The sequence below is a fragment of the Amycolatopsis sp. MJM2582 genome, assembly GCF_000754115.1.
GTDB lineage: Bacteria > Actinomycetota > Actinomycetes > Mycobacteriales > Pseudonocardiaceae > Amycolatopsis > Amycolatopsis japonica.
Genome location: NZ_JPLW01000003.1, coordinates 1,376,793 through 1,386,943, shown reverse-complemented (window position 1 = coordinate 1,386,943; position 10,151 = coordinate 1,376,793). Strand labels below are relative to the sequence as shown.

The 10,151-nt window shown below is 66.7% G+C and carries 7 protein-coding genes; 3 read left to right on the top strand and 4 right to left on the bottom strand.

Annotated features, from left to right (window positions below; all coding sequences use genetic code 11):
* Nucleotides 1–400: 400 nt before the first annotated feature.
* The 4 genes from ED92_RS25305 to ED92_RS25290 all read right to left on the bottom strand — a co-directional run bounded on the left by ED92_RS25305 (nt 401) and on the right by ED92_RS25290 (nt 8,387).
* Entirely contained in the window at nt 401–1,597 is a 1,197-nt protein-coding gene (locus ED92_RS25305) for a low temperature requirement protein A (RefSeq protein ID WP_037342424.1), read from the bottom strand.
* Nucleotides 1,598–2,052: 455 nt separating this feature from the next.
* On the bottom strand, nt 2,053–3,525 hold the full coding sequence (locus ED92_RS25300) for an MFS transporter (RefSeq protein WP_037342423.1): 1,473 nt from the start codon (nt 3,523–3,525) through the stop codon (nt 2,053–2,055).
* Nucleotides 3,525–7,109 carry a DNA polymerase III subunit alpha gene (dnaE, locus tag ED92_RS25295; RefSeq protein ID WP_037342422.1) on the bottom strand — a complete coding sequence of 1,195 codons (3,585 nt, stop codon included), beginning with the start codon at nt 7,107–7,109 and terminating at the stop codon, nt 3,525–3,527. The genes ED92_RS25300 and dnaE overlap by 1 nt, the downstream gene beginning before the upstream one ends.
* Nucleotides 7,110–7,304: 195 nt before the next feature.
* Complete coding sequence (locus tag ED92_RS25290) at nt 7,305–8,387, bottom strand: plasmid pRiA4b ORF-3 family protein (protein WP_235213361.1); 1,083 nt, start codon at nt 8,385–8,387, stop codon at nt 7,305–7,307.
* A 131-nt stretch (nt 8,388–8,518) separates the two neighbouring features.
* On the opposite strand from ED92_RS25290, the gene ED92_RS25285 reads away from it, so the two are divergent.
* From ED92_RS25285 to ED92_RS25280, 3 genes are all read left to right on the top strand, one after another.
* Nucleotides 8,519–8,920: a nitroreductase/quinone reductase family protein gene (locus ED92_RS25285; protein ID WP_037342421.1), complete on the top strand. Its 402-nt coding sequence runs from the start codon at nt 8,519–8,521 to the stop codon at nt 8,918–8,920.
* A gap of 317 nt (nt 8,921–9,237) precedes the next feature.
* Nucleotides 9,238–9,378, top strand: coding sequence for a hypothetical protein (locus ED92_RS43030; protein WP_162836898.1), 141 nt, complete (start codon nt 9,238–9,240; stop codon nt 9,376–9,378).
* Between the two features lie 98 nt (nt 9,379–9,476).
* Nucleotides 9,477–10,148 carry a FadR/GntR family transcriptional regulator gene (locus ED92_RS25280; protein ID WP_037342420.1) on the top strand — a complete coding sequence of 224 codons (672 nt, stop codon included), beginning with the start codon at nt 9,477–9,479 and terminating at the stop codon, nt 10,146–10,148.
* Nucleotides 10,149–10,151: the final 3 nt, after the last annotated feature.

The following is a 10,151-nucleotide window of genomic DNA, read 5'->3' as shown; positions in this document are numbered from 1 at the left end:
TTCGAATTCAATCGAGGCAAATAAATACTTGCTCTCAAAGGAACCTCTTACGAGGTTTCAATACATAAGCTCTACTGGCTTAGTTCACTAGCACACTGTTGAGTTCTCAAGCAACACACCCCGAATCGCACCACCATCACAGCGGCCTTATCCGAAGCAGTCATTTCTTGGCTTTTGTCCGGAGCACACCCTAGCACCTGCTCGAAACTGCCGTTTCAGCGGGGGTAGAGTTACCTCTCCGGTTCGGGACCACCCACTCTACCACCATCCGGTGGGAGCTTGGTTCGTGTTCCCGGCGGCCGCTCGGTTTCCCTGGCGACGAAGAGAACATTACACGGCCCGAAACCGGCGTTTACAGGGGGGTCCCTTTTTTCGCGCCGACGCTCTGACCTGCGTCGATCTAGCTCTCCCCCGGTACCGGCTCGCCGTGGGTCGCGACAACGGTCAGCACGACGAGGGCGGCGGCGAGCCCCGCGGTGATGTGGATGGGCGCCGGCGTGAAGGACGCGGCGAGGATGAGCACCGCGGTCACCGGGAAGCCGATCGCGATCGGACGGCATTCGTTGGTGGGTCCGATGTGCATGAGCCAGACACTCACCAGGTAGATCGCGACGGGCACGGTCGTCGCCATGGCGGCGGGCAGGGAGGCGACGTGCCCGGTGTGGGTGTCGTAGTCGACCGCCACTTCGAGGCCGGCGCCGAGCGCGGCCGCCGAGGCGAAGATCAGATAGTGCCCGTATCCCCAGCTCGCGACGGTGAACAGGCTCTTCGCCTTCTCCAGCCTGGCGTGACCCGGCTGGTCGAAGTACAGCCACCACAACGAAAAGACCAGCACGAGTCCGGCGGCGGCGAGCGAGATCAGGCTGCCGGTGTGCTCGCCCTCGTCCAGCCCTTCCTTCACCGCGGTGGTCGCGCCGAGGATGGACTCGCCCAGCACGATGATCGTGAACAGGCCGTAGCGCTCGGCGATGTGGTGCGGGTGCCAGCCCGTCCAGCGCTTGCGTTCGGCGATCACCGGAACCGCGAGTTCCGCCAGCAGGAGCAGGAAGAACGACGGCAGCGCCAGCGACTGCGGGAGGCCGAGGCGGACGACCCACAGGATTTGGACGATGGTGATGCCGATGGCGTACCGCAGCGCGGCCGGGCGGCATTCCGGATCGGTCCGCGCGGCGCGCAGCCACTGCACGACCATCGCGAGCCGCATCAAGACGTAGCCGGCGACGACGATCTTGAAGTCACCATCGAAGGCGGACGAGACACCGGCGGCGACGGTCAGCCCGCCCGCGATCTGCACCAGCGTCACCAGCCGGTACGGGACGTCGTCGGTGTCGAACGACGACGCGAACCAGCTGAAGTTCAGCCAGCCCCACCAGATCGCGAAGAACACCATCCCGAAGCTGAGCACGCCGTGCCCGATGTGGTTCTCGGCGATCGCGTGGTGCAGACCGGCGGCGGCCTGCGCGACGGCGACCACGAAACACAGGTCGAACAACAGCTCCAGCGGGGTCGCGACCCGGTGCCCTTCACCGGAATCGCGCATGGTCATCGGCCGGTACCAGACCCGCAGCCGATTCCGCCGAACAGAACTCTCCGCCATCGTGTTCCTCGCAATCTCGATCTGCGGAGATCTTCGCAGCCGGATGCGGATGACACACGCGGAGAGACGCGCGGCGGGTGGGTCCGGGCCGGGTGCACCTCCCCAGGCGACCCGGCGCGGACCCACCCGCGCGAATGCCTCACCGCGACCCGGCTCGCCAGTGGTGCTGAGCCGGCCGCCGCCGAACGGTCCCCCGCGGACGCCGACGGCTGTCCACCGGCTCGTGACCGTAGGTGTCCATTCCTGAGAACTCCGGACTCACCACGATCGCTCCGGCCGATCGATCCATCCCCGATCGATCGACAGAAATACCACTGTCGGTAGCCGAGTCACAGCGGTGAAGGCTCCGTTAGGTGTACCCGGTTGCTCTGAGTAGCACCAGGGGATGACTGCCTCCGTCACTCGGATGGAGCATCCGATCTTGCCGAACGTAGTCATCGGCCGGTGCGAAAGACTCAGCCGCGTTGACTGTCGGCGGCAGCCCGCTCGGTTTCCTCCCGCTCAGTGAGCGAGCGCCGTTTCCGGCGCGCACGGAGTTCGATCACGGCGAGTAAGAGCGCCGAACTCGTCAACGCGGCGGCGCACAGCATCGCCGCGGTCAGCGCCGACGGATAGCCGCCGTTCGCGCCGAGCACCGCGTGGAAGACCGAGGCCAGCACGACGGTGCCGATCGCGGTGCCGATCCGCTGCCCGGTCTGCAACGCTCCCCCGGCCACTCCGGCCATCGAGGTCGGGACGCATTCCAGGGTGAGCGTGGTGTTGGGCGAGATGACCATGCCGCCGCCGACACCGGCGACGAGCAACGGCAACGCGAACCACCAGCCCGCCGCGGCTCCGGGATCCTGACCGGCGAGGACGGCGACCGTGACCATCCCGGCGATCACCATGACCAGCCCCGCGACGGTCAGCTTGCGGCCCCACTTCGACACCAGCCGGCCCGCTATCGCCGCCGACACGGCCGAGCCGAGGGCGAAGGAGGTGACGGCGAGCCCGGATTGCAGTGGGGTGTAGCCGAGGCCTTGCTGGAAGAAGATGGCGAAGACCAGCCACATCCCGGTGAATCCGCTGAAGTACAGCGCGCCGACTGCGGCACCAGAGGCGTATCCCGGGGTGTTGGTGAACAGCCGGGTGTCGAGCAGCGGCGGACGACCGCGCCGCACCATCGAGCGTTCCCAGCGCACGAACGCGAAACCGAAGACCACCGCGACGACGAACAGCCACCACAGGCCGCTGAGCCCGCCCTGTTCGGATTCGATCAACGGGAGCAGGACCCCGAGCACGGCGACACCCAGCAGCATGATGCCGACGAAATCGATCTCGCCCCGCAGGCTTTTCGCCGGGGACTCGGCCTTCGGCAGCCATCTCAAGGCCAGCGCGAACGCCAGGATCCCGATCGGCACGTTCACGTAGAAGACCCAGCGCCAGCCTTCCGGATCACCGAAGACGGCGAGGATCACGCCGCCGAGTACCGGCCCGATCGCGGTCGAGATCCCGACGGTGGCACCGAACATGCCGAACGCGCGACCGCGTTCGGCGCCGCGGAACAGGTCCTGGATCATCCCGCTGTTCTGCGGCGTCAACATACCCGAGGCGAAACCCTGCAGGAGCCGCGCGATGATCAGCGTCGTCTCGTTCGGCGCCGCGCCGGCGAACGTGCTGGTCAGCACGAACGCGGCGAGCGCGAACAGGAACATGCGGCGACGGCCGAGCGCGTCGCCGAGCCTGCCGCCGGACACCAGCACCAGCCCGAAAGCCAGCGCGTAGCCCGAAACCACCCACTGGATCCCGCCGCTCGACGCGCCGAGGTCCTTCTGGATCGACGGCAGTGCCGTGTTGACGATGCTGACGTCGAGCAACCCCATGAACCCGGCGGCGAGGGAGACGGCGAGCGCCTTCCAGCGCCGGGGATCGGGAACGTAGGTGGTCATCAGGTGCTGGCGGCGATCCCGGGGATGCCCTTGAGCTCACCGATCAGCATCGACGTCACCTTGACCGGATAGTCGTACAGCGCGAAGACCGTCTGGTTCTTGCCGACCAGCTTGAGGTGCACCGGGGTCTCGCCCTTGTGCGCCAGCAAGGTCTGCTTCAGCTCGCTGACCACCGACTGGTCGATCTTCTCCGCCGCGGCCAGCAGGACCAGCGGCAGATCGTCGTCGCCGTTGCCGACCTCGGACAGGTCGAGCGGGACGAGACCGCCGCCGAAGATGGACATCTTGTCCTCGCGCCAGTTCACCCGGCCCTTGACCAGGACCGCGTTGTCCTCGATGAGGTCTGCGGAGAACATCGCGTACGACTTCGGGAAGTACAGCACCTCGAGCGAGGCGTCCATGTCCTCGATGGTGCAGATCGCCCAGGGCTCGCCCTTCTTGTTGACCCGGCGTTCCAGCGAGGTGATCAGCCCGGAGACGACCAGCTCGCCTTCCTTCGGCGGGTCGGCGAGGATCGCGGCGATCGGCCTCGGCGCGTGTTTGCGCAGGATGCGTTCGGCGCCGTCCAGCGGATGCGCCGAGACGTAGAGGCCGAGCATCTCCCGTTCGTAGGCCAGGAGCTGCTTGCGCGGATACTCCTCTTCGCCGAACTTCAGATGCGCGAGCGGTGAAGAGGACGCCGCCGCTTCCGCGTCGTCGTCCCCGCCGAACCCGAAGAGGTCGAACTGACCCATCGCCTCCTGGCGCTTGAGCGGGACCACGGCTTCGACCGCGTCCTCGTGCACCTGGATCATCGAAAGCCGGGTGTTGCCGAGCGAGTCGAAGCCACCCGCCTTGATCAGCGATTCGATGACCCGCTTGTTGCAGGCCACCAGCTCCGACTTGTCGAGGAAATCGGTGAAGGAGGAGTACTTCCCCTTCTCCTCGCGGGTCTTGATGATCGACTCGACGACGTTCGCGCCGACGTTGCGGACGGCACCCATACCGAAGCGGATGTCCTCCCCGACGGCCGCGAACCTCAGCGCCGACTCGTTGACGTCCGGCGGGAGCACCTTGATCCCGAGGCGGCGGCACTCCGAGAGGTAGACCGCGGACTTGTCCTTGTTGTCACCCACCGAGGTGAGCAGCGCGGCCATGTACTCCGGCGTGAAGTTCGCCTTGAGGTACGCGGTCCAGTACGAGATCAGGCCGTACGCGGCCGCGTGGCTCTTGTTGAACGCGTAGCCGGCGAACGGGAGGATCGTGTCCCAGAGCGCCTTGATCGCCTCGGAGGAGAAGCCGCCGGGAACCAGGTCGCTCGACTTCATGCCCTCTTCGAAGCCGACGAACTCCTTCTCGAGGACCTCCGCCTTCTTCTTACCCATGGCGCGGCGGAGCACGTCCGCGCGGCCCATGGAGTACCCGGCCACCTTCTGGCCGATGTGCATGATCTGCTCCTGATAGACGATCAGGCCGTAGGTGTCGGCCAGGATCTCCTTCAGGGGCTCTTCGAGCTCGGGGTGGATCGGTTTGACCTTTTGCCGCCCGTTCTTGCGGTCGGCGTAGTCGTTGTGCGCGTTCATGCCCATCGGACCGGGGCGGTACAGCGCGCCCACCGCCACGATGTCGTCGAACACCGTCGGCTGCATCCGGCGGAGCAGGTCACGCATCGGCCCGCCGTCCAGCTGGAACACGCCGAGCGTGTCACCGCGGGAGAGCAGCTTGTACGTCTCCGGGTCGTCGACGCCGAGGGTGTCGAGGTCGATGTCGATCCCGCGGTTGGTCTTGATGTTGTCGATCGCGTCACCGATGACGGTGAGGTTCCGCAGGCCGAGGAAGTCCATCTTCAGCAGGCCGATGGCCTCGCACGACGGATAGTCCCAGCCGGTGATGATCGAACCGTCGTCACGCTGCCACAGCGGGATGGCGTCGGTCAGCGGGTCGCACGACATGATGACCGCGCAGGCGTGGACGCCGGCGTTGCGGATCAGGCCTTCGAGGCCGCGGGCGGTCTCGAAGATCGTCTTGCACTCTTCGTCGGTCTCGACGAGGGCGCGGACCTCGGCCGCTTCGCCGTAGCGCTCGTGCTTCGAGTCGACGATGCCCGAAAGCGGGATGTCCTTCGCCATGATCGGCGGCGGGAGCGCCTTCGAGATCCGGTCCGCGATCGCGTACCCCGGCTGGCCGAAGTGGACGCGGGCGGAGTCCTTGATGGCCGCCTTGGTCTTAATGGTGCCGAAGGTGATGACCTGCGCGACCTTGTCGACGCCGTACTTCTCGGTGGCGTAGCGGATCATTTCGCCGCGACGGCGGTCGTCGAAGTCGATGTCGATATCGGGCATCGAGACGCGCTCGGGGTTCAGGAACCGCTCGAACAGCAGCTTCTGCGGGATCGGGTCCAGGTTGGTGATACCGAGGACGTACGCGACCAGCGAGCCGGCGGCGGAACCACGGCCGGGGCCGACGCGGATGCCGACCTTGCGGGCGTAGTTGATGAGGTCGGCGACGATGAGGAAGTAGGCGGGGAAGCCCTTCCCGATGATGACGTCGAGCTCGATCTCGATGCGCTCGTTGTAGTACGGGTCCGGCACGCCGTCCGGGTACCGCCACTTGAGGCCGCGCGCGACCTCTTCCCGCAGCCAGGTGCCCTGGTCGTAGCCCTCGGGGACCTCGAAGAACGGCAGCCGGTCCTTGTGCGTGTACACGTCCTTGTAGGACTCGACGCGCTCGGCGATCAGCAGCGTCGAGTCGGCGGCGCCGGGGACCTCCTTGTCCCAGTACTCCCGCATGTCGGCGGCCGACTTCAGGTAGTAGCCGTCACCGTCGAACTTGAAGCGGTTCGGGTCGTTCAGGGTCTTGCCCGCCTGCACGCACAGCAGCGCGGAGTGGGTGTCGGCCTGGTCCTTGGTGACGTAGTGCGAGTCGTTCGTGGCCAGCGGCTTGAGGTCGAGCAGCTTCCCGACCTCGAGCAGTCCCTCACGGACCGACCGCTCGATCGGCAGCCCGTGGTCCATCAGCTCGAGGAAGAAGTTGTCGGCGCCGAAGATGTCCTTGTAGTCCGACGCCGCCTGGATCGCCTCGGTGCGCTGCCCCAGCCGGAGCCGCGTCTGCACCTCGCCCGAGGGGCAGCCGGTGGTCGCGATGATGCCGTGGTGGTTCTCCGCGATCAGCTCGCGGTCCATCCGGGGCTTGCGGTAGTAGCCCTGCATGCTCGCCAGGGAGGAGAGCTTGAACAGGTTGCGCAGGCCGGTGGAGTTCTCGGCGAGCATCGTCATGTGGGTGTAGGCACCACCACCCGAGACGTCACCGCCCTCACCGAACTCGTCGGCGCCGCGCTGGTTCGACTGACCCCAGAAGACCGGCTTCTTGTGGAAGCGGCTCTCCGGCGCGATGTAGGCCTCGATGCCGATGATCGGTTTGAGGTCGTGTTTGACCGCCTGCTGGTAGAACTCGTCCGCGCCGTACATGTTGCCGTGGTCGGTCATGCCGACCGCGGGCATACCCAGGCGCGCCGCCTCCTTGAACAAGGGGGCGATCTTCGCCGCACCGTCGAGCATCGAGTACTCGGTGTGCACATGCAGGTGGACGAAGGAATCGTTCGACACCAGCGAAAACCTCCCCTAGGCAGACGGATCCCTGGCTGCTTGACGCGGGCCGGTCCTCCCACCTTATGCGCCGAGGTTCTACGGCGCCCTACGGGGTTGGACGGCCTTCGCGCGCTGCCGAGTCTGCTCGTCCGGCGAGATCAAATCCAGCTGCCTCGCCGAAGCGATCACCACTCGAATGGGCGCGAAGCCAGGTCAGCTCAGCCGGGCCAAGCGTTCGTTGATCACCTCCCTGTCGAACCACTCCGGATCGAACCCTGCGCCGAGTTCCTCGATCAGTTCCTCGTTGTCTTCGTCGTACGGATCGCGCAGTGCGTCCAGCAACATCTCGTAGCTCCGCTCGTCCTCGCATTCCGCCGGAGGCGCGGCGCGTTCGCCGCCGAGGCAGCTCGGTGCTTCGGGGACGGCGACCAGCTGCTCGACGCGGATCCAGTGCCTCCAGCTCTCCGCCTCGTAGACGAGCCGGTGGCCTGGCGAAGTGACGACCTGGCCGAGGGTCACCTCGTCGTCGAAACGATCGCCTTCACAGCTCTGCGCGTCGACGCTGAAGCCGCCGTACGCGGTCTCGAACCGGTGATACTCCCGTTCGTCACGGTCGAACGCGGCCGCGAGGAACCGGTGCAGCCCGGCGAGGGTGACGTCCGAGCGGACTTCGAGTCGCCGCCAGATCGCGTCGTCCGGTTCGCACAGGGCGACCGCCAGCCGGAGCCCGGTGACCGGCGCGGGCGGGGGAAGGACGAGCGGCAGCGCATCGGCCGACGGTGTGCGCGGCAGCGGCTCGTAGCCGGGAAGACCGAGCCACCGGCGCAGCTGGGCCACACGCTCGGGCAGATCGGGCCTCGGATCTCTCCCCACCTTCAAGAGGTCGGGGATCCTCTCCCGAATCCAGGCGACGCTGTCCGCTTTGACGTTCAGCGCGGCTTCGACCTGGCTTCGGAACTCCCCGGGGGTCAGCGGGGCCTCGACGACCTCGAAGCCGTTGCGAAGCACCGCCAGCGCTTCCTCGGGTTCGGGGTGGAGCTCGATCACGTCGACCTCGCGACCGTTCACCACCACTTCGACGCCCACCGTGCGTTTGCCCGCGGTCAGCGTGGCGGCGAGGACCACCAGATCCTGATCCGCCTGGCCCTGGACGACACAGCCGGACAGCTCGACCGGCCCGTGGAGCAGCTTCGGCCAGCGCTCCACGCTGGACACGTCCAGGGGCGCGCGCGTCGGATGGGAGCGCTGGTGCTTCGGTCGTTTGGCGGGCTTGCGGCCGCGGCTGACGGGGGACACGGGAGCAGTATCGCCATCGGCACCGACAGTTTCGGGGCCATAAGCTGCGCTGATCGGAAAATGCTTGCCGACCTGGGCGTGGATGTGCAGACTGACCAGCCGCCAAGATCAACCGAACGCCCGGAGAGTTGATGATCGACCTGCAGGCCATGAACGAGCGCGTGATCGCGGAGTTCCGCGCGAACGGCCGCCACGGCGACGGTCTCCCGACCTTGCTGCTCACCACCACCGGTGCCCGCACCGGGCGACGGCACGTGACGCCGATGCTGTTCCTGGCCGACGACGACCGCTACATCGTCTTCGCCGCGAACGGTGGCGCACCCGGGCATCCGGACTGGTATCGCAACCTGGTCGCGGAGCCGTCTGTGGACGTCGAGGCGGAGGGAGAGTCCTTCGCCGCTCACGCGACCGAAGTGACCGGAGCGGCTCGGGACCGTCTGTTCGCGAAGCAGGCGAAGGCGTTCCCGAGGCTGGCCGAACACCAGTCGAAGACCACGCGGCCGTTCCCGGTGATCGCGCTCAGCCGCGTATGACGTTCAGTGGGTCGTGAGTGGCGTGCCATCGCTGCCCTTGCTCGCTTTCGAGTACATGAAGGCCCCCTTCCTTGCGCTAGACGCAGTGAAGGGGGCCTTCACGTACTTGGGGAAGGTGTGAAGGTCGAGTTTCCTCGGCTGAGCCGAGGGAAGGGGGCCCTCACGCGCATCTGCTGTGGCTGCTGGGGCAGGTGGTGTTGCAGAGCCGCCGGTGGCGATCGCGTAGTCCGTGAAGGCCTCCTTCCCTACCTTCAGGGTAGGCAAGGAGGCCTTCACGGACCTGCGGCCAACGGCCATTCACGATCGACGTGCCCCCTGTGACGCTGGCCACCTCGGCGCGGGAATCCGGTGTCACCACGGAACTCCGCGTCTACGAAGGTGCCCAGCACGGGTTCCAATTCTCGGGCGGATACACCGTCGACAAGGACCTCGCAGGCTGGATCGAGGCACTCGGCTGATCGCTTGACAAAGCGTTGGACCGACCGCACGATCTCGTCTCATGAACCTGTCTGACAGCCAGACAGCCGGACATGGTGGTCCACGACGCGTCAGCGCGATGGAGGCCGTTCTGGCCCATCTCCGCGGCGCCATCGAGCGTGGCGAGTACCCCGTCGGCCAGAAACTGCCGTCGGAATCCGCGCTCGGCAAGGAGTTCGAAGTCAGCCGCTCGGTCGTCCGCGAAGCCTTGCGGGGGCTGCAGGCACTGGGCCTCACCGTGTCCAAAACGGGCAAAGGGACCTTCGTGACCGCCACCGGGCCGGTCGAGAACCCCACCTTCGGGACCTACTCGGCCCGCGACCTGTTCGAGGTCCGGCGGCACGTGGAGATCCCCGTCGCCGGATACGCGGCCGTGCGCCGCAGCACCGACGACCTGGACCTGCTCGGCCACCTCGTCGAGCGCATGGATCTCGAAACCGACAACACCGCGTGGGTGGCGCTCGACTCGCTGTTCCACATCACCATCGCGCAGGCCTCCGGCAATCCGGTGTTCGGCAAGGTCATCGAAGAGATCCGGGACGCGCTGGCCCGCCAGTCGTCATTTCTCAACCAATTGGGGGATCGTCGGACCCGCTCGAACATCGAGCACCGTGAGATCGTCACCGCCATCGCCTCCGGTTCCGAAGCGGACGCCGTCGCGGCGATGACCTCCCATCTCGAGCACGTCGAGGACGCGCTGACCACCATCGTGCGGCCGAGCCCCACGACGCACCAGAACAAGGACGACTGACAC

Bases quoted from the DNA above. Each gene is read 5' to 3' on its own strand.
- ED92_RS25280 (WP_037342420.1), top strand. From the start codon at position 9,477: ATGGAGGCCGTTCTGGCCCATCTCCGCGGCGCCATCGAGCGTGGCGAG.
- ED92_RS25285 (WP_037342421.1), top strand. From the start codon at position 8,519: ATGATCGACCTGCAGGCCATGAACGAGCGCGTGATCGCGGAGTTCCGC.
- ED92_RS25300 (WP_037342423.1), bottom strand. From the start codon at position 3,525: ATGACCACCTACGTTCCCGATCCCCGGCGCTGGAAGGCGCTCGCCGTC.
- ED92_RS25305 (WP_037342424.1), bottom strand. From the start codon at position 1,597: ATGGCGGAGAGTTCTGTTCGGCGGAATCGGCTGCGGGTCTGGTACCGG.